The organism is Butyrivibrio sp. FCS014 (assembly GCF_000526935.1).
Taxonomy (GTDB): domain Bacteria; phylum Bacillota; class Clostridia; order Lachnospirales; family Lachnospiraceae; genus Butyrivibrio.
In genome coordinates this window covers 59,733-84,034 of sequence record NZ_JAHA01000010.1, presented here as the reverse complement: position 1 = coordinate 84,034, position 24,302 = coordinate 59,733, and the positions used below count along the sequence as shown (strand labels likewise).

10 protein-coding genes are annotated in these 24,302 nt (G+C 47.2%); all 10 read left to right on the top strand.

Features of this window, described 5'->3' with window-relative positions:
• Positions 1-134 precede the first annotated feature (134 nt).
• The 10 genes from T456_RS21350 (at position 135) to T456_RS0111080 (ending at position 24,093) form a co-directional block, all read left to right on the top strand.
• Positions 135-5,051 carry a class B sortase gene (locus T456_RS21350; RefSeq protein WP_024866211.1) on the top strand — a complete coding sequence of 1,639 codons (4,917 nt, stop codon included), beginning with the start codon at positions 135-137 and terminating at the stop codon, positions 5,049-5,051.
• A gap of 139 nt (positions 5,052-5,190) precedes the next feature.
• Positions 5,191-7,119 (top strand): hypothetical protein, encoded by a 1,929-nt coding sequence (locus T456_RS0111120; protein WP_024866210.1) that lies wholly within the window; start codon positions 5,191-5,193, stop codon positions 7,117-7,119.
• Positions 7,120-7,171: 52 nt separating this feature from the next.
• The gene (locus tag T456_RS0111115) at positions 7,172-7,915 is read left to right on the top strand and encodes an IspD/TarI family cytidylyltransferase (RefSeq protein WP_024866209.1); all 744 of its coding nucleotides are present in this window, start codon (positions 7,172-7,174) and stop codon (positions 7,913-7,915) included.
• Positions 7,912-9,072, top strand: a complete 1,161-nt coding sequence (locus tag T456_RS0111110; protein ID WP_024866208.1) for a galactitol-1-phosphate 5-dehydrogenase — start codon at positions 7,912-7,914, stop codon at positions 9,070-9,072. Before T456_RS0111115 ends, T456_RS0111110 begins: the two co-directional genes overlap by 4 nt.
• Positions 9,073-9,181: 109 nt before the next feature.
• The gene (locus T456_RS0111105; RefSeq protein ID WP_024866207.1) at positions 9,182-10,984 is read left to right on the top strand and encodes an AAA family ATPase; all 1,803 of its coding nucleotides are present in this window, start codon (positions 9,182-9,184) and stop codon (positions 10,982-10,984) included.
• A 156-nt stretch (positions 10,985-11,140) separates the two neighbouring features.
• The gene (locus T456_RS0111100) at positions 11,141-11,908 is read left to right on the top strand and encodes a flagellin (protein ID WP_024866206.1); all 768 of its coding nucleotides are present in this window, start codon (positions 11,141-11,143) and stop codon (positions 11,906-11,908) included.
• Positions 11,909-12,113: 205 nt separating this feature from the next.
• A complete protein-coding gene (locus T456_RS0111095; protein ID WP_024866205.1) occupies positions 12,114-12,962 on the top strand; it encodes a glycerophosphodiester phosphodiesterase family protein in 849 nt (282 codons plus the stop codon).
• A gap of 109 nt (positions 12,963-13,071) precedes the next feature.
• Positions 13,072-14,949, top strand: a complete 1,878-nt coding sequence (locus tag T456_RS19875; RefSeq protein WP_035801932.1) for a thiamine pyrophosphate-binding protein — start codon at positions 13,072-13,074, stop codon at positions 14,947-14,949.
• Between the two features lie 245 nt (positions 14,950-15,194).
• The gene (locus T456_RS0111085) at positions 15,195-15,416 is read left to right on the top strand and encodes a hypothetical protein (RefSeq protein ID WP_024866204.1); all 222 of its coding nucleotides are present in this window, start codon (positions 15,195-15,197) and stop codon (positions 15,414-15,416) included.
• Between the two features lie 64 nt (positions 15,417-15,480).
• Entirely contained in the window at positions 15,481-24,093 is an 8,613-nt protein-coding gene (locus T456_RS0111080; protein ID WP_024866203.1) for an InlB B-repeat-containing protein, read from the top strand.
• Positions 24,094-24,302: the final 209 nt, after the last annotated feature.

Below are 24,302 nucleotides of genomic sequence, written 5' to 3'. Positions count from 1 at the left end.
TCCCCGTTGGCACCGTTGGCACGCAATTTCTTAAATAAAAATAAATTTTCAGAAACCATAAATTTTTTGCAACAAAATTCCGATAAAATATAAGCGGGAGTATATTAATTTTTATATTTCTATTGGAGAAGGTTATGAAAAAGAGGATAGTTTCTTTATTTATCGCGAGCATTCTTTTTTTATCAAACATAGGATTTGCGTCTTTCGACAGCACTACGGCCTTTGCGCTGGAGCCTATCGGGGATGAGTCCGATAAGGGTGAGAAGGACGAGGATGCGGTCGATGAGGAAGATTTCGAATATGATTCGGAGGAAACCTACTCTGTTGAAGAGCCTGCGGATGTGAAAATCGTGGGCTTTGGTGAGCTGCCTGAAGATGTGGTCTATCAGGAGGTTAAGGCAGGCACCGCTATTGAAGATATTGAATTTCCAGATACATTGCGAATAGATGTGGTTCCGGATCCTGACAGAGAAGAGAGGCTCATCAGGCAGCTGGGCGAAGAGAGAAAAGCAAGGAAGAAGCAGACCGAAGAAGAGGAGGACGATGCTTCATCGTTGCTTTCTTCTGATGAGGAGGACCTTGAGGACGAAGAAGATGAGGCCGGTGAAAGCGCATTGGATGCTGACGGCGAAGAAGTGATCTTTTTTGACTCCGAAACAGGCGAGTCCTCTGTAGGCGTCATCGATAAAAAAGACGATACTCAGGAGCCGGATTACCGGGAAGAGGAGCCTGAGCAGCCAAATCCTCAGGAAGAACCCGGCACTCAGATTGACGAAACATCAGGCGGAAGCTCCGACGAGGTTTTGATCATTGACGAGCCTGAACCCGAGCCCGAACCCGAGCAGGAAGATGCGGCCGATACAGGTAGCGGCGAAGCCACAGAAGAAGCTTCAGATCCCGTTGAGACGCCGGCAGCCACGGATGACGCTGCACCAGCAGGGGACCTCATAGGCATGATCAAGTCAGTTTTTGGCAAACTGACTGTTTATGCTGCAGAGGATACAGAGGCAGCAGACGATTCAAAGCCCACAGAAGATTCTGCGGGAAAAGAGTCATCATCTGACGAAACTGTAATTGATAAAAATGATTTCCAGGACGAAGACGGCGTAAGCCATGAGATGGTTTCTGATGTCAGATGGATCGTTGACTATAACCTGAGCGGAACCGACACCTACGACCCCGAACTGATCGGCAAGGAGTACGTGTTCACTCCGATCCTTATTCTGCCCGATTTCTATTATGTTGAAGCGGATCTTCCCACTATCACGGTAAAGATTCTGGAGGAGAAGTTTGCCTTCGACGAGACCGTAGAGGTTGACGGCGTAAAGATCAGAGTCAGAGCGGATAAGGGAGTATTCCCCGAAGGCGCAAGAATTCAGGCTGAAAAACTTGAAGAAGAGGAAGAGCAGAAGGTTGAGGAAGCCGTTTCGCAGCAGTCTGAGGACCAGGGCTTTGTAGTTAAGTCCTATTCCTTTGATATTCAGATCCTTAACAGCGACGGCGAAGAGATCGAGCCCGACATTGAGAAGGGCCGCGTCATTGTGTCTTTTGAAACCGAGGAAGCCGAAGACGAAGAGCTTAAAGCCGAAGTTTATCACATCAAGGACAGTGAACAGGAAGAGGAAAAAGATCCGGCTGCTGAAGCGGAAGGCAGCGATGAATGGGTAGTTGAGAAGCTCCAGACAGCGGTAGTTGACGGTGAAGAGGGCAAGGCAGTTGAGGCTTTGACGGATGGATTCTCGATATATACGCTGACCTTCTCCTGCACTGAATTTGACATTAACTGGGATAATGACAAATCCTATGTGTGCCTGGATGATGCGCTGGCACAGAATCAGCGCCTGGTAGGCAGCCTTGTAATAGCAGATCCTGACAGTGATATCGTCTATAACGATCCGGAAGATTCAAAGTTCTTTTACCTAAAACGCCTTGAAAGCTCCGTTTCCACAGACGCTGATAATAATACAGTCCATGATCCGGTCACCTCGAATGGATCCTATGTGGAGATCAGTGATGCCGGCGCGACCAATGCCGCTTGGTACATTATCTTCAGAAAGCCCTTTAGGGGCCAGACCAAGTCGTTGCAGGTAACCTGTGACAGGGATGGAACAGTAGGCACCATCACGATAAATATCACACAGAACGGAACTGTAGATGCAGCATTCCTTCATGAGTATCCTTACGGTATTGACCCTGCAACTATGGTTGGCACGTCTGTTCCTGATTTTGCTCTTGTAGTTGATACTGTGTCTGCCAATCTGACAGACGAGGGAGTTCTTTACCAGTGGCAGTACAAAAAGAGTAACGGTGGAGACTGGGTAAATATTGACCTTGCTCATACCAGCATGTTTGGAGGTGTTTTTGCAGGAGCCCCGTATGCAGCCGGGGACTGGTTCAGATGTCTTTTGAACGGAGAGCCCAGCAGGGAAGTTCAGATCATTACAGCCAATGCGGATACAGGCAGGATCTGGACCGGCGCATACAATGATGACAATGACAGATGCTATGTAAGTAACGGCACGGTTGCTTACACAGTTGACATCGCTTCCGGGAAAACAGTCGTCGATGTCGTGGGACAGTTTTCCAAGGACGGCAGAGCATATATGCTTAGGACCAGTTTGAACGGAAGAGGCTGGTCGATCATCACGGATTCAAATGCAGCGCCTACATCAGGTGATTTTATAACCGGAACGACAGATCTTGACGAGCTGTTTTTCTACTTCTCCGATGATGCTCCTCAGGAGCTGTATGTGGAGGCGGATCTTAGCTCTTCAGCCAGAGCTCTTGCTGTCGGAGCACATTGTACCGTAGGAAACGGAGAGATAAGGGATAATGTGCCGATTCTTGGAACGCTGATCGGCAGTCTTAACTCCAATAAGAATATTACCAAAGTATCATTCATCGGCATCGGAAGCAGAGACGAAGCGCAGACTGCCATGAATAATGACCAGGGAGTTAACTATCCTGCCGTTTCACTGGTGCCTATCACAACCCATGGCCTGCGTGTATGGATTAATAGTAATGGTGAGCCGCAGCCTTATAAATTTGCGGCCGGATCAACAACAGTCAAAGTCGACAGTCAGGAATACTCCAACGTAAAAATACTCAGCGAGAAAAAGCGCTCAGCTGAAGCTGTATCCTGGCTCGATGCGGAACCTGACAGCGTTGTAGAGTTCAAGTTTGAGATTGGATCGCTGGCGACTGCCACATCCTTTAAGAATGTAAAAGATGCCAAGTCGGAGTACACTGCAAGCGCAACAAATATTAAAGGCGGAAGACTCATTGGAAATGAACTCAAACAATATGCCATAACAGTTGCCGGACCGACCGACTCCGTTCTGGAGACAATGAGATTCAGGAGTCCCTCGTCAGTCAGCTCTTTGCTTTCAACAAAGATAAAGAACTACACCTCCGGCTCAACATCCTCTGCCCAGAGTTATAAGGCTGATTATCTGGATATATCCATTTACCAGACTTCCGATAATGCTTCATACAATAACGTTTCGGTAAAAGAAGTACGAAGGAACAGCAAGGACTCCGGCAGCGCAGCAATGCCCCTTAAGATGGAGCTTACTTATGATTTCACCAATAAGGATCAGATCAAGATCTTAAGAGAGCATAACGGCTATGTTGAGGAGCTTACCGAGAATAACAATGGTGCGGACGGCACCTATACTCTCGATAGAAATGCCGGAAAGATCTACGTCTATTCCTATAAGTTCTCTCAATATGCGGTGGCTTATCGTCAGGATGTTTATTACACCGTAACCTTTGATGACGGAACCAATAAGAATGCGGTTAAGGTCAAAGCCGGAGAAAAGGTTTCCAAACCTTCGGATCCTACGAAAGAGGGCTATGTATTTAAGGGATGGTACTTAAGAGGAACCCTGGGAAGCACTACCACAAGCGTAACGTCCACCACGGCGTCGTTATACAATTTTGACAATGCGATCACCAAAGACATTACCCTTGTTGCCGGCTGGTCCTCAGTTAAGGATGAAGAGAATAAAAAATCCAACACAGGCGATGATGATGAGAATGGCTCAAGGGCACCCAAGATGGGAGATAACCTTCCGATAGTATGGCTCTGGGTTATCGTTCTGGCAACGGGAACAGTTACCTTTGCCCTGACCTTAAGGGAACTGGTAAATGCCAATAAGCCTGAAGGGGAAAGAAAACCGATTTCGGGCCTTAAGAAAGCCATCTTGCTGCTTGGTATTCTTATCAGCGCAACTGCAAAGTTTGTGGTTCGCAAGATAAAGGAAAATAAAACGAAGGCTCTTTTGACCGCCAGCGGAGCTGTTGTGGTTATCTCAGCTGTAATTCTTGCTACAACAGTGCTCCAGTATAAGACGGCAGAAGACCTGTATGTCGGCGCGGAAGAGATATATGTCGAGGAGTCGCAGGAAGAACAACCGGTTCCGGTGGAGCGGAATCAGGAAGAGACCGTGGTTGACGGTCACGACTGGTGGGACTGCGTTGATGTAAACGTGGGAAAACTCTCCGAGGAATACCCCGATGTGGTAGGCTGGCTGTACTTTGAAAACGAGGATATCAGCTATCCGATCATGTATTCAGGGGACAATGCCAAGTACTTGAGCACAGCCTACACCGGCGAGAAAGCCAAGGCCGGGGCAATATTCATTGATGGCGAGTCAACACCTGATTTTTCCGATCCCCACAGCCTGGTTTACGGCCACAACATGCGTGACCTGTCCATGTTCGGAAAGCTCCGCTACTACAGGAACGAGCCCGGTTACTATGAGGACCATCAGTACTTCCAGGTATTTACCAAGGATTCCGTTTACAGATACAGGATCTTTGCCTGCGAGGTAGTTCCTGATAACCACGACGTTTTCTGGGTTTATGGAAAAGAGCCGGTGGATTACTACCGGATGCTCAAGAAAGTCGAACAGAATTCCTTCATAAACACAGGAATTGAGGCCAACGAATCAGACCACGTGATCACCCTTGCCACCTGTACAAACAATGATGAGGAAAGATTCATCGTTTGCGCGGTAAGGACAGATTCATATCAATACCAACAGTGATTTTTGCGCACCACCGGGGACGGTTCCCGATGGTGCGTTTTTCTTAAACTTTTATAAAAACTAATCATTTTTCCTCTGTTTGTCGATATACTATATGTACCAGTAGTATGTTTTTTTGTGGCGCAAGAAAGGCGCGGGGATGTTTCGCAAGAGAAATGTTCTGTCAAAACCCCAGGGAATGGGCATAGCTGCGCTGATCATGGCTTTGATCATGGTTGTGGATCCGGTTCTGGCATTGGCCCAAGAGCCTTCTTCTGATGAGGAAATCGTGATCTTTTCTTCTGATGGAGAAGAGATTGTTATCGGCGAAAATAACGAGAGCAGCGCGAATGCCGATCTTGGCGGATACGTACAGGGAAAAGCAGCTGCAATATTGGATAATGAAGAGATCTGGGCTCAGATAGATAAGGATGAGCTGAGGTCTCTTGTTGACGTGGAAAGCCTTAAAGAGAGCATTGATGAGGTTGCACTTCTTGACAGTATTGACAGGGACGAGCTTCGCGCTGAGATAGACGGGGCAGAGCTTATTGCACAGTGGTCAGTACAAGAGCTGGAAGATGAATTTGTAGAGAGAAAGATTGCAGGCGAGAGCTTCTTGATCGATGAAGATGGTAATGCCATCGTTATAGATGGAGTTGAGTCAGGAAATGTCGAGACAGCACTTGGCGATACAGCAGCTGAGACGCAGAGCGAGACAGCGGCTGCAGAGACTGAGACACGGCGAGAGATAGTGGCTTCAAAGGAGCAGGCAGCAGAGGCTGGGACACAGAGCAATACAGAGGCTGATGCACAAACTGAGACAGAGACCGAGCCGGAAGTTACTTTGGATTCTGATTCCGAAGTTATCTTTGACTCCGATAGTGAAGAAGTGGTTGTATTCGACAACTCATTGGCACAGATAATCAGCGAAGAAACCCGTATCCTTGAAGATGGCCGTGAAGTGAAAAACTTCAAGGTGAGGCTTCCGATGGAACCTGTAGATGAGCATCCCATGGATGTTATCAACATGCAGCTTCCCATCATTGGTGAGCACAGCCCCTTTGATTTTGTTGTCGACCCTATGCACTTCATATATCAGGCCAGCGCTTCATTTGAAGGCGGAAAAAAAGTTGAGGAAAATGCCGGCGTTCTTTTCAGGAATACCGCCGGAGAATATGATTTTTCCCATAAGAGCGACATGCTCAAGGTTGTAAACAAGAGTAATGTTCCCGTTAAGCTGATCATTACGGCAAGCATCGGGAATCCTGATTCGGTTCCTTTTGTTTCCGGTGCATCGGAATTGCAAGGTGAAACCCCCAGTCTGTTCATGGCTTTAACCGATGATGCCGGCATTGCTTCTGTTATTACCAATGAGGAAGAAGCAGTTATAGAGACTGTTCTTAAGCCGGTTCCCGAGGGCTCCTACAGCTTTACGTGGGATGAAGAAACAGGAAAGTATAACTATGTTTTGAGTGACGCGCCGGAAGAAGCGGAAGAAATCATCGACGCAGAGTTTCCGGAAGACATAAATTCTGATGAGACGATTGAGATCCCTGAAGAAAAAGAGGATCCAAGGTTCGACTCATACTCCTTTGGCGTTGTAGCAGACTGCAATACTGAGGCCGACTGGAGCAGCGTTGTATCAAGGCCTGTTGTCAATGTCAGCTGGGTTGTTGAGCCGGTTCTTACAGATTGGGATGCGATAAATTCAGATCCTGAAGCCAGAAGAGCAGAGCTTCTTTCCAACAAGGAAGAGTATGAAGCATTCCTTATGGTCAAGACCGCAGAGCTTGTGGAGGAGAGACTCCTTGAGCTCATTCAGCAGAATCTTGAGGAGTTAAAAGAACTTGCTCTTGAAACCATGATAGAAGATGAAGTCAACAGACTTGCTATCGAGAGATATGCTAAGATTAGTGAAGAGCTTGGAATCGAATCCCCTATAGAGATAATTGAAAGTGAGCCTTCACCGGAGCCGGGTGACGGCAATCCGGATAATGAGGAGCAGTCACAGGAAGAGACTGTTATTCAGGAAACTGCAGCAGAACCCGAAAATGAAGACCTCGTGATAATAGAATCCACAGGGGATTAAGAACGTGTAGCCACTGAGAACCGTCCCCGGTGGTGCATAAGGAGAATCCTGAATGACCATAGCAATAATTCTTGCAGGCGGCATCGGAAGCCGCATGAGCACAAGCATTCCCAAACAGTTCGTTGAGCTGTCCGGGCAGATGATGATAATGCACGCCATGGCCCCCTTTGGGGAGAGCAGCATGGTGGATAACATACAGATTGTTGCGGCTGAAGAATGGCGCAGCAACATTGAGGATGCCATTTTTGAGGAACCGCAGTCACCGGTAGCGCAGAAATTTCTGGGCTTTTCCGATCCCGGTGAGAACAGGCAGATGTCCATCTATAATGCGATGGTGGATTTACAGAAATTACATGAAAACTCCAAAAACGATGGGGCAGACAGTGTCCATAGCGGCAAGGGTGCGATCAGCAATGTCATCATTCACGATGCGGCGCGCCCTTTTGTTACGGTCGAATGCATAGAGGATTGCCTGAAGGCGCTTGAGACCCATGATGGAGCCATGCCTGTGCTGCCCATGAGCGACACCGTCTATTTCAGCCGTACCGGCAAGCGGGTGGACGAACTTTTAAACCGCAGCTGCATTTACGCTGGCCAGGCCCCGGAGGCCTTCCGGTTTGAGAAGTATCTGGCGGCCACGAAGGCTCTTTTGCCCGATCAGATATTGATGATCCGCGGCTCCACGGAACCTGCGATAATGGCCGGACTGGATGTGGCCATGATTCCCGGTGACCAGCGAAACTTTAAGATCACCACTGATGAAGACCTGGAGAGAGCCGAGGGGATGATTCTATGAAAGCCCAGATTCTATACGGAATTAACGACATTAAATACACTGATATTGCAGGGCCTGTCCCGGGTGAGGACGAGGCCCTTATTAAAGTCAACCGCTGCGGCATCTGCGGCTCGGATGTTCCGCGGATCTACACGACAGGAGCCCACAACATGCCGCTGATCCCCGGTCACGAGATGTCCGGAACGATTGTGGAATGCCCGGCGCGTCCCGATCTTTTGGGCAAAAGAGCCGGCATCTTCCCGCTGATTCCCTGCAAGAAATGCTCGCAATGCAAGGCGCGGCACTATGAAATGTGCGAACACTACGATTACCTTGGGTCTCGCAGTGATGGTGGTTTTGCAGAGTATGTGAAGGTTCCGCTGTGGAATCTTTTGCCTATACCCGATGAAGTTGCGGATGATGACGCGGCAATGCTTGAGCCGATGTGCGTTGCTGTACATGCCATAAGAATGATAGGGCTTGCCGGCGCAGATGATGCTGCGGATTACGAAGCACGCTATTCTGCCGGCGCAGACGCACCCGCACCTTCCATCGCCGTTTGCGGCCTTGGCACCATCGGACTTCTGGTGGCTTTGTTTCTTAGAGATGCGGGATATCGCAATGTCTTTTGCCTGGGAAATAAGGATGTACAGCGGGACAAGCTGCTGGCTATGGGCTACGAACCCTCGCATTTCATTGATATACGTGTATCCGATCCTGTCGCTGCCATCATGGAAAAGACCGGTGGCCGCGGCGTGGAGGTTTACTTTGAGTGCATAGGCCGCTCGGTAAACTATGAGCAGGCGGTAAATCTGACGGCTCCGCTGGGGCGGATCATGCTGGTGGGAAATCCGGCATCAGACATGAGCCTGCCACGGGAAGTTTATTGGAAGATCCTAAGGCATCAGCTGACGCTTCGCGGCACCTGGAATTCGGCGTTTTATGGGATTGACGGAGCTGACGACGATTGGAGGTATGCGCTTGGGCGGCTTGTGGACTGGAGCCGACACAGTGCGGCAGACGAGAAAGAGCCCTGCGATGGAGAATCTTGCAGTACCGGCGGTTTTCTTCCCGGTGGTCTCATCACCCACCGATTCAGCCTTGCCGATATGAAAAAAGGCCTCGAGATCATGCGCACCAAATCCGAGGAGTATGTAAAAGTAATGGTTGAGATGTAAATACTGTCAAAATCAACAATTGGATTTCAAATTCTAAAGCGTGCCCTTTTAACCCCACCCATTGACAACAAGGTTAAAAAAGTTAAAATGGGGTTAAGAGGGTAATATTATGAACAAAAAAGAGTTATCCACCATAACCCGTAAGATAGAAAGCCTTCCCAAGGGAACCATTACCACCAAGCGTATTAATGGCAGGGAGTATGAATACTGGCAGTACCGCGAGGATGGGAAGCAGATAACAAAGCGCGTCAAAGGCACTGAACTGGAATTTTTGCAGCAGGGAATTGCAGAGCGGAAAAGGCTGGAGCAGCTTTTGAAGACAGATGGCCGAGTGGATCATCAGATTCCGGCAGTGATTACCCCTGCTCAATCTGAGGAGTACTCAAGTTTTGTCCGCATCGGTGAGGAACTTCGGGCTTTTTCAGAGCCGGTAAGATCCTTCAAAATGCGAGGGTGCTTTGATATCCTGGAGAAATATCTGTATGGCCCCGTGATAGACAAAGTTCTGATCTTATACGGACTTAGGCGTACAGGCAAGACTACTATGATCCGGCAGGCTATATGCAGAATGGATGAGACAGCTCTTTTCCGGACTGCATTTATACAGGTGAAGGCAGGGGATGGCATCAAGGATATTAATAAAGACCTTCGCGCTCTGGAGAAAAAGCATATCAAATATGTCTTTATAGATGAAGTAACGCTTCTTGAGGATTTCATTGAAAATGCGGCGCTTCTTTCAGATATTTTTGCGGCCAGCGGTATGAAAATTGTTCTCAGTGGAACTGATTCCCTTGGATTTGTCTTTTCTCAGGATGATCAGCTCTACGACAGAGCGATTATGATCCATACGACATTTATCCCATACAGGGAATTCGAAGGCGTTTTGGGTGAGAAGGGGATCGACGAGTACATAAGATATGGCGGGACCATGTGCCTTGGCGGGAATGACTACAATCAGGCTATAAATCCGTTTGAAACGGTCAAGTCCACGAATGAGTATATAGACTCTGCCATTGCCAATAATATTCAGCATTCGCTCAAGAACTATCAGTATTCCGGGCATTTTAGGAATCTTCAGACCCTTTATGAGAAGGGTGAACTGACAAACGTGATCAACAGGATCGTTGAGGACATGAATCACAGATTTGTTCTCGAGGTTATCAGAAATGCATTTGTATCCCATGATCTTGGAATATCCAGAAACAATCTGCGAAGCGATAAATCAGCCCCGACCGATATTTTAGACGATGTTGATACGCAGACCGTGACTTCAAGGCTGATGGATCTACTGGAGATAAGGAATGCTGTATACAATGAGAAAGAGTTCAATGAGGTCCATTTAAAAGAGATCAAAGAATACTTTACTTTGCTGGAACTTATAGAGAACATCGAAGTGGTGTCTTCTTCAGATGCCGATACCGCCAATGAGCGGATTGCATTTACCCAGGCCGGATTGCGATTTTCCCAGGCAGAAGCGCTTATAGTATCTCTGATGCAGGATAGCGTGTTCAGGGATATCCACATCAGGGAAAGAATGCGCATTACAGACAGGATACTGGACGAAATCCGCGGAAGAATGATGGAAGACATAATTCTTCTTGAGACAAAAAAGGCATTGCCGGACCAAAAAGTTTTCGTGCTACAGTTCCCTGTCGGTGAATTTGACATGGTCTTGTTTGATCCAAAGAGTATTACCTGCCGCCTATATGAGATTAAGCACAGCAGTCTAAGGGACCCCAAGCAGGTCAGGCACCTTACAGACACTCAGAAACTGGAATACGTGAGCATGCAGTACGGCGACATCGCCGGCAGATATGTCATTTACTCGGGAGAAGGCGACCGGGGAGGCAATGACGGCGAGGTGCAGTATCTTAATGTTGAAGAATATCTTAAGGGACTGTATAACATCTGAAACATAATTCCCGAAACCTTATTACTCACCCGTAATAAGGTTTCTTTTTGCCCATATTTTCTGCATTTTAGGGGTTATGTTTTTTAAGAACACGTGTTACGCTTAAGCCAGAAAAGGAATTCGTGGTCCGTGTTTTATAGATAAGGAGGTCACACTATGAGCATTGGAGCAGTTGGAGGCTATTCATCGTCGTATTCGCCCTATTCAACCATCGCAGCGGGCGGAGCCCTTCAGAGCGCAGCTCAGGATGCGGCCGGACTCGCCATTGAGGAAAAGACAAAGGCTCAGACCGGAGCACTTGATAAAGGAACAGAGAACTTAAGAGATGCGAAATCTGCCCAGAACGTGGCCGACGGCGCCATGGAAGGAATCGCGGATTACCTCAATTCGATAAAAGAGCTGGCGGTAAAATCCCAGAACGGGACACTGAGCGATGACGACAAGCAGAGCATACAGAGCCAGATCAAAGAGTACTTAAAGGGCGTCGAAGAGACAGCCAAGAACGCCCTGTACAACGAGAAGCCCCTTCTTGACGGCGAGGGCAAGCTCTCGGTAGCAACAGATGGAAACGGCAGCAAAGCAGATGTTTCCACCTATGACATGAGCGTTAAGAGCCTCGGGCTCGAGGGCCTCGATGTCACCAGCCCCGACTTTGACATGAGCGCTATCGACGAGGCCATCAAGAAAGTAGACAGCGCAAGGGCCAACACCGGAGCCGAGACCAACCGCGTTGATTACGCCAGCGCCTACAACAGCAGAGCATCGCTGGAACTCAACGGCTACGGCATGGACAAAGAGGAAGACCGCGCAGTTAGCGCTCTCCAGGAGCTGAAGGCCAAGCAGGCCACCGACCAGTACCAGGTAATGCTCCAGAAGAAGCAGCAGGAAGACGAAGCCCAGAAGACACAGATGTTCTTCGCATAATCGGCCATAACCAAGACCACAAGCGCAAGGCGCGCCAGCAACATATACCCTTATAGACCCGCAGCCGGGACTGATCATGTTCAGTTTCGGCTGTGGGTTTTTCTATGCCCTCCATCGCCCGCCAAAGTCCCTCCTTTGTGATACAATAAAGTTGGCTGCGCAAATCCTACAGCCACCACATCCACTCATTCAAGGAGGACAACCTATGAATATTTGGGCACACAGAGGATGCAGCCAGATGTATCCCGAAAACACACTCACAGCATTTGAAAAAGCCATGAACATCCCCGGAATCGCCGGCATCGAACTGGACGTTCAGATCACCCGGGATGGCGAGCTGGTGGTGATCCACGACGAGCGCGTCGACCGCACCACTGACGGCTACGGCTTTGTCCGCGACTATTCCCTCAGCGAACTCAAGAAATTTCACATATACACCGGCACCGACAAGATCGAGCAGATCCCAACCATGAGAGAAGTTCTGGATCTTCTCCGGCCGGGACTTAAGGCCTGGTCAAAAGAGCCATCACAGCCCGCCACCGCCTCAAAAGGCCTTCGTCTTAACATCGAGCTGAAAAACAGCATCTACGACTACCCGCAGCTTGAAGAGAAGATCGTGGAAATGGTCCACGAATACGGCGTTCAGGATGCTATCGTATATTCCACCTTCTACGCAAATTCGCTGTATAAGGTTCACAAACTTGACCCCAAGGCAGAGCTTGGCGTCCTTGATACCAAGGTATCAGACTGCCTCTACAAGGCCCTGGGCCTGGAAGAGACCTTCCGTCTGGAAGCAGACCCCGCCGCAGCCGGAAATGCAGCCAATGCAACAGCCGACGGAGCCAATGCAGCTCCCTTCACCTTTGCCCTGCACCCCTACGGCTATGCCACGGACATCGCTCCCGAGCGTTTCAAAGGCCGCACAGTTCGCGGATGGTTTGGCGGCCATCTTTTCCCTGAGCAGCCAACAGGCAATATCATGGACTTTGCGCCCCTCGAAAAGGCCGGCGTCACCGACGTCTTCCTCAACGAGCCCGAGCGCTACCTGCTGTAAAGGCCGGTGGCCCCGGCCAAAGCGCCATAGGTCCTAAACCCTGTGGCCCGGCCACACGGCGTGCATAACGCACCAACTACACTCATAATTCCACGGCGAGATTACAACCATGCGACTTTCCGATTACGTAGTAGAATTCTTACATAAAGAAGGCGTCACCGACTGCTTCACGGTAGTGGGCGGCGGCGCCATGTTCCTAAATGCCAGCTTCGCCAACGCCAAGGGCATGACCTGCACCCACTTCCACCACGAGCAGGGGGCAGCCATGGCCGCGGAGAGCTACGCCCGCTACGGCAATAAGGTGGCGGCGCTCTGCGTGACTTCCGGCCCCGGCGGCACCAACACCATCACCGGCGTTCTCGGCGGCTACCTCGACTCCATCCCCATGTTCATAATCTCCGGCCAGACCCGCTACGACACCACGGTCAGGTACGAAGCCGGCCTCTCCGGCGACTCCGAGTCGATCCAGCCAACGGATACGCATTACGGAACAAGAAAGTCCGGCCTCCCCAGGTCCATCGGAGACCAGGAATACGACATCACCCATGTGGCAGAAAGATTCTGCAAGTATGCCGCCATGATCGAAAGCCCCGAGGGAATAAGATACCACCTGGAAAAAGCCTGGCACCTTATGAAAACAGGCCGCCCCGGCCCCGTCTGGATCGACATTCCCGTGAATTTCCAGTCCATGGATATCGATCCTGATACTCTTCGCGGCTACGAGCCCCCGGATGACAACTATTCGGAACCGGCTCCCTCCATTATCAGCGACATCCTTGCCATGATCCGCGCCGCAAAGCGTCCCGTTCTCTACGCAGGCGGCGGAGTCCGAATATCCGGCGGCTTTGATGCTTTCCGCAAACTTGTGGACAAGCTGGGCATTCCCGTCTGCACCTACTGGAATTCCATTGACCTTATAGAGGACGAACACCCTCTATACTGCGGCCGCGCCGGCAACATGGGGGGCCGTGCCGGCAATTTTGCCGTCCAGAACTCTGACCTTCTTCTGGTCATCGGCTCCCGCCTCTCCATCCGCCAGGTGGGCTACAACTACCACACCTGGGCCCGCGCCGCCAAAGTAATAATGGTGGATATAGACGAAGCCGAGCTCAACAAACACACTATCCACGTGGATCTCAAAATCCGCTGCGACGCCAAAGCCTTCATGGAGGCGGCCCTTAGGGAACTTGATTCCTTCGATGGCTCTTTTCCCCGTGACGGGTACTTGTCGCCCGCCGAGGACTGGCGCCGTCAATGCCTTTCCTGGAAAAAGACCTATCCCGTTGTCCGAGAGGACCAGATAAACACCGGGGATGACAAAGTCAACGTCTACGGCTTCATCCGCGCGCTTTCCGAGGCGCTTCCTCAGGGGAGCCTTACCGCAGTCAGCAACGGCGCCTGCTGCGTCGCCGGCCACCAGGCCTACGTCATAAAACCCGGCACAAGGTTTATCGTAAACAACGCGGTAGCCAGCATGGGCTACGGCCTTCCTGCCGCTATCGGTCTTTGCATCGCTTCGGGCAAAAGAGACACCGTCTGCCTTGAAGGTGACGGCAGTATCATGATGAACCTTCAGGAGCTGCAGACCATCATCACAGGTAATCTTCCGGTGAAGATATTCCTGATTAATAACGAAGGCTATCAGTCCATCCGCATCACCCAGAACAACTTCTTCGGCGATGCCCCCAAGGTTGGCATAGGCCCCGACAGCGGTGATATCTCTTTTCCCTCATACAGGAAGATCGCGGAGGCTTTCGGCTACCGCTACCTATCCATCACCTCGGGAAAAGAGCTGTCGGCAGGAATCCGAAACGCACTGGAAAGCCAGGGACCTCTTATCTGTGAAGTCTTCACCGACACGAAACAGGTCTGGGAGCCCAAAAACACCGCAAAATGTGAGGCGGACGGCTCAATCATAAGCCCGCCTTTGGAAGATATGGCTCCATTTTTATCAAGAGAGGAATTGCAGCGAAACATGTACATCTGAAAATCAAAAAAATTTATAAAAATTTTATAAATTGCGAGCAATTAGATTGATACTGCCTTCGAGCCCATAAACACGGGTTTTCGAAGGCTTTCTTTATGAAATTCAGTCTTTTAATATGGCGAAAACATAGTATAATTATTCAAAAGTTCACGATTTTTTTAGAAATATAACAAAAAATTTCTAAATTATGATGGGTGATATGATACCTCTTTTCCTAAAATGGAAAAGATGGAAAGGATACAACTATGGACAACTCAAAATTAAACAGCACTACTCATGGCCCCGGGAGGCAGAAGGGCACTTTTATCGTCAAAGTGGATTACTGCAGCAACGGAACCTGGCAGGGGGAAGTTACCTGGGCAGATGAGAACAGGAGCGAGCGGTTCAGGAGTATGCTTGAACTGGTGAAGCTCATGGATGAGGCACTGGCCCAGGGCCGGGAGATTTCATACGAGAGGGAAGCATAACCCCTCCGCACTAAACAAGGTTATTATTCACAAGCAACTATTATTATAAAAGGGAGAAAGAGACATGTTGAAAAAGTGGAACAGATTTTTGGCGTTCGTACTGGCATTTGTTCTGGTCGTAACCACCTTTGGCAGCGACTTTGCAAGCACAAGAGCATATGCTATGGATGCCGCAGAAATCGAAGCACAGACAGACGAGACCAATGATGCCGAAGGCAACACCTGGTCAGAGATTGTCGAGGAAACTAATGGGAAGGAGACAGCACCGCCTGCAGAGCAGACCTTTTCCGGGAATGAAGCTCAGGCCTCAGGCGCCGCTCAGTCTGTAGAGGGATCTACCGAAGAAGTACAGGATCCTGAACAGCAGGTCAACAAGACTGAAGAAGAGCAGGCCGAGGATGGAGACGATGAAGAGGCATCCGATGAGGAGACCGAGGAAGTTGCCGATGATGCAACTGATGAGGCAACTGATGAGGATGCTACCCCTGAAGAGGGTTACCTTGTAGTTAAGTATTCTACTAACGGGGGCGGCTCGGTATCTCCAAAGAGTGAAAAGATTGCTCTTGATGCGGAGAAATTTGAACTTAAGGGTTCAACTGCCGAGGCAGAAGAAGGATATAAATTCATCCGATGGGAAGATGAGGACGGCGAGTTCATTACCGATGAACCCACCTTTGTTCCTGCTGTTCCCGAAAAAGAGGCACTTGAAGCAGAAGGCGCAAAGCTGACCTATACATACACAGCTGTATTTGCTGAGAATAAGGAAGAGAAAGAAGAGGAGGATGCAGAAGGTCCTACATACAATATGATCTTCAAGGACAGCACAACTGTTGATGGTATCCAGATTTCTTTCTTTGCAGCTAAAGATGTTCTTCCTGACGATGTATATTTCACAGTTGATACTTTAAGCTCAAAAGAAGAAGCTCAGATTGCTGACATGATCGAAGAGGATCTGAATGCAGATACTGAAGCTGAAATCGAAGTACAGAAGACTATTTCATTTGACATCAACTTCTTTGCTAAGAGCATGATCACAGATGAGAATCCTGAAGGTAAGGTTCAGCCACAGGATGGAACCGTCAGGGTTACTTTTGATGATATCAGCAAAGCTGAGAGTGATGTAACAAGTTCTGATACAAGCCTTGCGGTTTATCACGTAGAAGATGATATGTCGGGCGTTAATCAGGAAAAGGTATTAGAGAATAATACAACTAATGCCATCGTTATTGATGCTAAGCATTTCTCAACATATACAGTTGCAGTATATAAAAGTGGATCAAATTCCACTTATGCTTCTATATATGCCGTTACATATGAGTATGATCCTGAAGATTCAGCATATGTACGAGAAATCGATACCGGAGCAACAGGTAACGAGCTACAGATTTCAGCTAAGCAGGTCAAGACTGCAATTAATACAATCGCTCCTAAGATTAACGGATATACATATAATCATGCGGGAGTTGTGAATTCTCAGAACACAGTAACAAGGATTACGCATGTTGAATACACCGAAGAAACATCTGGATTTTGGCTTTGGACTACTACTACTAAAAAAGTAAAGTTGTACGACGGAAATAGAGCTTTAGGAACTATTCCTGAAGATTCACAAATATTCTTCTTCTATACCAATAACAATATAACTACTGATCCGACAAAGCCGGTAATAAGGAAAACACATGTTGATATGCGTATTCCGGACGAAGAGGAATTCAGAAAACTTGAAGGCAAGATGTATGTATATATTAATGGTACTCCGTATCCAATGATTCAGCGTGATGGCATGGAGGACAACTGCTACGAGTTTACACTGCTGGATATCAATGTATCAACCAAGGATACGGTACAGTTTGAATTCCGTACTGGTGAGACATCCGCTGAGTGGAAGAGAACAAAGTTTTATGAGTATGAAGACTTTGTTAAGGCTGCTAAAGATTGCGGCGGGAAAACAGGATTCGATTTTTATGCCAAATACGATGAATTTAAATACTCATTTGATGTAAGATATGATCCTAATGGTGGAAATGGAAAAATTTATCAGGATCCTAATTCTTCATCGGGATCAAGTACTCAGCAGGAAACATCTCGTGATTTCACGGTTCTTGACTACAAGACTAATAATAACGTTAAATTCACGAGGGAAGGCTATACTCTCATAGGCTGGAACAGGGATAAGGCAAGTGCTGATAGAGGCCAGGCTGAGACCTTTACTAATAACAAGATTACTGTTCTCACCGGTGAGCCTGTTGTTATGTATGCCGTTTGGTCAAGCAAACAATATACAGTAACGTATGAGGGAAATGGACACACAGGCGGATCAACATCCAGCCAGACATTCACATACCCTGGCAAGGTAAACATCAAAAATAACGGATTTACCAAGAACGGATATGACTTTGCAGGCTGGAACACAAAGAAGGATGGAACCGGAACTTCCTATGGAGTGAATGCAGAGTATGGAAATGCAGCTGATCTCACTCTTTATGCAACATGGACAGCAAGGACAGACACAGCATATGTTGTAAGGCACTGGACACAGAAGGCAGGAAGGCCATCAACTCCAGAGAACGATACCAACTATGGAATCTATAAGACAGATAGACTTAAAGGAACATCCGATACAAAGGTAACCCCTGCAGTTCTTACGATTACTGGATTTACATCACCTGCAGCCAAAGAGGTAACAATAGCAGCAGATGGCACAACAGTAGTAGATTATTACTACAAGGGAATCAGCTATACAGTAACGTATGAGGGAAATGGACACACAGGCGGATCAACATCCAGCCAGGAATTCACATACCCTGGCAAGGTAAACATCAGAAATAACGGATTTACCAAGAAGGGATATGACTTTGCAGGCTGGAACACAAAGAAGGATGGAACCGGAACTTCCTATGGAGTGAATGCAGAGTATGGAAATGCAGCTAATCTCACTCTTTATGCAACATGGACAGCAAGGACAGACACAGCATATGTTGTAAGGCACTGGACACAGAAGGCAGGAAGGCCATCAACTCCAGAGAACGATACCAACTATGGAATCTATAAGACAGATAGCCTTAAAGGAACATCCGATACAAAGGTAACCCCTGCAGTTCTTACGATTACTGGATTTACATCACCTGCAGCCAAAGAGGTAACAATAGCAGCAGATGGCACAACAGTAGTAGATTATTACTACAAGGGAATCAGCTATACAGTAACGTATGAGGGAAATGGACACACAGGCGGATCAACATCCAGCCAGGAATTCACATACCCTGGCAAGGTAAACATCAGAAATAACGGATTTACCAAGAAGGGATATGACTTTGCAGGCTGGAACACAAAGAAGGATGGAACCGGAGCTTCCTATGGAGTGAATGCAGAGTATGGAAATGCAGCTAATCTCACTCTTTATGCAACATGGACAGCAAGGACAGACACAGCATATGTTGTAAGGCACTGGACACAGAAGGCAGAAATGCCATCAACTCCAGAGAACGATACCAACTATGGAATCTATAAGACAGATAGCCTTAAAGGAACATCCGATACAAAGGTAACCCCTGCAGTTCTTACGATTACTGGATTTACATCACCTGCAGCCAAAGAGGTAACAATAGCAGCAGATGGCACAACAGTAGTAGATTATTACTACAAGGGAATCAGCTATACAGTAACGTATGAGGGAAATGGACACACAGGCGGATCAACATCCAGCCAGGAATTCACATACCCTGGCAAGGTAAACATCAGAAATAACGGATTTACCAAGAAGGGATATGACTTTGCAGGCTGGAACACAAAGAAGGATGGAACCGGAGCTTCCTATGGAGTGAATGCAGAGTATGGAAATGCAGCTAATCTCACTCTTTATGCAACATGGACAGCAAGGACAGACACAGCATATGTTGTAAGGCACTGGACACAGAAGGCAGGAAGGCCATCAACTCCAGAGAACGATACCAACTATGGAATCTATAAGACAGATAGCCTTAAAGGAACATCCGATACAAAGGTAACCCCTGCAGTTCTTACGATTACTGGATTTACATCACCTGCAGCCAAAGAGGTAACAATAGCAGCAGATGGCACAACAGTAGTAGATTATTACTACAAGGGAATCAGCTATACAGTAACGTATGAGGGAAATGGACACACAGGCGGATCAACATCCAGCCAGGAATTCACATACCCTGGCAAGGTAAACATCAGAAATAACGGATTTACCAAGAAGGGATATGACTTTGCAGGCTGGAACACAAAGAAGGATGGAACCGGAGCTTCCTATGGAGTGAATGCAGAGTATGGAAATGCAGCTAATCTCACTCTTTATGCAACATGGACAGCAAGGACAGACACAGCATATGTTGTAAGGCACTGGACACAGAAGGCAGAAATGCCATCAACTCCAGAGAACGATACCAACTATGGAATCTATCAGACAGATAGACTTACAGGAACATCCGATACAAAGGTAACCCCTGCAGTTCTTACGATTACTGGATTTACATCACCTGCAGCCAAAGAGGTAACAATAGCAGCAGATGGCACAACAGTAGTAGATTATTACTACAAGGGAATCAGCTATACAGTAACGTATGAGGGAAATGGACACACAGGCGGATCAACATCCAGCCAGGAATTCACATACCCTGGCAAGGTAAACATCAGAAATAACGGATTTACCAAGAAGGGATATGACTTTGCAGGCTGGAACACAAAGAAGGATGGAACCGGAACTTCCTATGGAGTGAATGCAGAGTATGGAAATGCAGCTAATCTCACTCTTTATGCAACATGGACAGCAAGGACAGACACAGCATATGTTGTAAGGCACTGGACACAGAAGGCAGAAATGCCATCAACTCCAGAGAACGATACCAACTATGGAATCTATCAGACAGATAGACTTACAGGAACATCCGATACAAAGGTAACCCCTGCAGTTCTTACGATTACTGGATTTACATCACCTGCAGCCAAAGAGGTAACAATAGCAGCAGATGGCACAACAGTAGTAGATTATTACTACAAGGGAATCAGCTATACAGTAACGTATGAGGGAAATGGACACACAGGCGGATCAACATCCAGCCAGGAATTCACATACCCTGGCAAGGTAAACATCAGAAATAACGGATTTACCAAGAAGGGATATGACTTTGCAGGCTGGAACACAAAGAAGGATGGAACCGGAACTTCCTATGGAGTGAATGCAGAGTATGGAAATGCAGCTAATCTCACTCTTTATGCAACATGGACAGCAAGGACAGACACAGCATATGTTGTAAGGCACTGGACACAGAAGGCAGGAAGGCCATCAACTCCAGAGAACGATACCAACTATGGAATCTATAAAACAGATAGCCTTAAAGGAACATCCGATACAAAGGTAACCCCTGCAGTTCTTACGATTACTGGATTTACATCACCTGCAGCCAAAGAGGTAACAATAGCAGCAGATGGCACAACAGTAGTAGATTATTACTACAAGGGAATCAGCTATACAGTAACGTATGAGGGAAATGGACACACAGGCGGATCAACATCCAGCCAGGAATTCACATACCCTGGCAAGGTAAACATCAGAAATAACGGATTTACCAAGAAGGGATATGACTTTGCAGGCTGGAACACAAAGAAGGATGGAACCGGAGCTTCCTATGGAGTGAATGCAGAGTATGGAAATGCAGCTAATCTCACTCTTTATGCAACATGGACAGCAAGGACAGACACAGCATATGTTGTAAGGCACTGGACACAGAAGGCAGGAAGGCCATCAACTCCAGAGAACGATACCAACTATGGAATCTATAAGACAGATAGCCTTAAAGGAACATCCGATACAAAGGTAACCCCTGCAGTTCTTACGATTACTGGATTTACATCACCTGCAGCCAAAGAGGTAACAATAGCAGCAGATGGCACAACAGTAGTAGATTATTACTACAAGGGAATCAGCTATACAGTAACGTATGAGGGAAATGGACACACAGGCGGATCAACATCCAGCCAGGAATTCACATACCCTGGCAAGGTAAACATCAGAAATAACGGATTTACCAAGAAGGGATATGACTTTGCAGGCTGGAACACAAAGAAGGATGGAACCGGAGCTTCCTATGGAGTGAATGCAGAGTATGGAAATGCAGCTGATCTCACTCTTTATGCAACATGGACAGCAAGGACAGACACAGCATATGTTGTAAGGCACTGGACACAGAAGCTTAATAAATCTGCTACACCGGAAAATGATACTAACTATGAAAACTATCAGACAGATAGCCTTACAGGAACATCCGATGCAAAGGTAACCCCTGCAGTTCTTACGATTACTGGATTTACATCACCTGCAGCCAAAGAGGTAACAATAGCAGCAGATGGTACAACAGTAGTAGATTATTACTACACAAGAAATAAGTACTATGTAACATATTCATACACAAGTGTACCGGAAAGAGCGGTTCCTAATCCTGCGCAGAGCGAATTGACCAGAATGCAGTATGAATATGGAGCAGTAGTAAAAGTTAATCCTAAAGCGACTGCGGATGGCTTTGACTTTACGGGATGGTATACATCTGTTGAGACACAGGATGCTGAGAAGCCAATTCTTACACAGATTGCGGATTATGTAAGAAAAATACTTGGACAGGAAGTTGCGGACGAGGATAACGTACAGTTCACAATGCCTGATTATAATGTTGATCTTTATGGCTACTTTACAATTAAAGAACATACTGTGACATTTGATTGGCAGAATGACTACGGAAATCAGACAAAGACATTTAATGTAAAGCACTGGGATCTCACTCCTACAGCTGGAGATGGCTTTGATATGGCTAGGCCTGAGTCACCATCCACTCAGTATTTTGTAAAGTGGGTAGATGAGGAAGGCATAGAATGGACTGCATCAGACCTTGGCGCAATGGAAGTTCTCAAGGATGCTACTTACACAGCTGTGTATGAAGATAAGACAGTCATCAAGCTTGCAGCAGCTGCTGTAGACACTCAGTCCTTTGCAAAGACTTATGATGGAACACCACTTGTTGCATCTTATTCAGTAATCGAAGGTAAAGTCAAGAAAGGCCATTCGCTCGATGTTAAGTATGTTGAGGTTGTAGATGGTGTTGAGGGAACTCCTTCAAATCAGCTTTCGATCACAGATGCAGGATCCAAGAGCTTTATGCTTAAGGCTGATGTTGTTGATGGTGCTGGTAAGTCAGTAATTGAGCAGTACACACTCGACGAAGGATCAGTAGCAACACTTAAAATTAACAAGCGTTTTGTAGCACTTCGTGCTTCTGACGATACCAAGAAGTTTGATGGAACTCCTCTTGTTAAGAGTTCTTATAAGATTGAGGAAGGCTCTTTTGCCAAGTATACAGATGACGGCACAGATGTTGATGAGTTTAGCGGACTTGAAGTATATGTAAAGGGTTCACAGACCTTCTTCGGAAGCAGTAAGAACGTTATCACAAGCTGGAACTTCAAGGAAGGAACCTTCAATGCAGAGAACTACGATGTTGATCTTCGTGATGGTGATCTTGTAGTGACAGAGCTTGAGGGAGATGACAAGTTTAAACTTTATGTCAAACTTGACATTGATGGAAACGGCAAGAACACTGACTCTATGATGTATGACGGTGCTGAACACGAGCTTCCTGTTTCGATAATTCTTTCACATGAGATTACCGATGAAAAGGTACATAGTGTTGACCTTCCGGGATATGATGATCCTGTAGTTGAAGATCAGGCTGAGGAAAAACTTGCAGTTCTTGAGACAGCAACAGAAGATAGTGGTGATATCATTAGATCATTCCTTCATACAATGGCACATCTGGGAGTACTTACAGTTTATGCGCTTGACGAAGATATCAGTGATCAGGCTGCTCCTGAAACAGAATCATTCCAGATTGAAAAGGGTATCAAGGAAACAAAGATCAATGATTCAATCAAATATGGCGATGGTGATGATGTTGTTACTTTTGATGTTACAGGCATAAAGATCATCAGTGAGACGGGAATTGATGCGGGCTTGTATGAAACCAAGCTTGATACATCAGAAATGAAGATCACACTCAATGGTGAGAATGTTGCTAAGATGTTTGATGTTCAGATTGTTACACCTGAGGGATTTGAAGGTACAAGCACAATCGGAACAATGACTGTAACAAAGAGAGATGTTAAACTCACATCTGATTCTGGAACAAAGACTTATGATGGAACACCGCTTACAAAACCTACTGTACATGTAAGTGGCAGTGGATTTGTTGATGGAGAGATCACAAACCTTCGCGCGACAGGATCTGTAACTGATGTTGGCCCTGCTGTTGTAAACAAGATAGCATACGAGTTTAGTGCAGAGAAGTACATTAATAATGAAGCACTCTTCTTAAACAACTATGATATTGAGATTAGTGAAGGAAGCCTTGCTATTACAGCTGTGCCTAGCAATGATCCTACACCTATCCCTGATGATCCTACACCTCTCGCAGCAATGCCTGCGGGCGCAGTCCTGGGAGCACAGAGAGAGCTTGAAGGCAACGGCGCAGCAGTACTCGGAGCAAGAAGAGGAAGAACAGCAGATGAGACAACAAATGCAGCAGCAAGATTGCTTGCAATCATTGTTTCAGCAGCAGTTGCAATCTCTCTTATGTTCAAGGGAAAGAAGAAAGAGGACGAGGCATAATCCGATAGCTCTTTTCCCGAATAAGAAACAATAAGATGGCGGGTAGCCGGTTAACACCGACTGCCCGCTATTTCTATATTGGAACATTATTAAAGGCCGCAATCAACATGCGGCCTGGATTGCAGCGTGATTTAGTTTTCGTTGGAACTCATGAATACATAGCTTGCGGGGCATTCTATTCTATGGCGTTGATTTTCACTGACTCCTCT

Bases quoted from the DNA above. Each gene is read 5' to 3' on its own strand.
- T456_RS21350 (WP_024866211.1), top strand. From the start codon at position 135: ATGAAAAAGAGGATAGTTTCTTTATTTATCGCGAGCATTCTTTTTTTA.
- T456_RS0111120 (WP_024866210.1), top strand. From the start codon at position 5,191: ATGTTTCGCAAGAGAAATGTTCTGTCAAAACCCCAGGGAATGGGCATA.
- T456_RS0111115 (WP_024866209.1), top strand. From the start codon at position 7,172: ATGACCATAGCAATAATTCTTGCAGGCGGCATCGGAAGCCGCATGAGC.
- T456_RS0111110 (WP_024866208.1), top strand. From the start codon at position 7,912: ATGAAAGCCCAGATTCTATACGGAATTAACGACATTAAATACACTGAT.
- T456_RS0111105 (WP_024866207.1), top strand. From the start codon at position 9,182: ATGAACAAAAAAGAGTTATCCACCATAACCCGTAAGATAGAAAGCCTT.
- T456_RS0111100 (WP_024866206.1), top strand. From the start codon at position 11,141: ATGAGCATTGGAGCAGTTGGAGGCTATTCATCGTCGTATTCGCCCTAT.
- T456_RS0111095 (WP_024866205.1), top strand. From the start codon at position 12,114: ATGAATATTTGGGCACACAGAGGATGCAGCCAGATGTATCCCGAAAAC.
- T456_RS19875 (WP_035801932.1), top strand. From the start codon at position 13,072: ATGCGACTTTCCGATTACGTAGTAGAATTCTTACATAAAGAAGGCGTC.
- T456_RS0111085 (WP_024866204.1), top strand. From the start codon at position 15,195: ATGGACAACTCAAAATTAAACAGCACTACTCATGGCCCCGGGAGGCAG.
- T456_RS0111080 (WP_024866203.1), top strand. From the start codon at position 15,481: ATGTTGAAAAAGTGGAACAGATTTTTGGCGTTCGTACTGGCATTTGTT.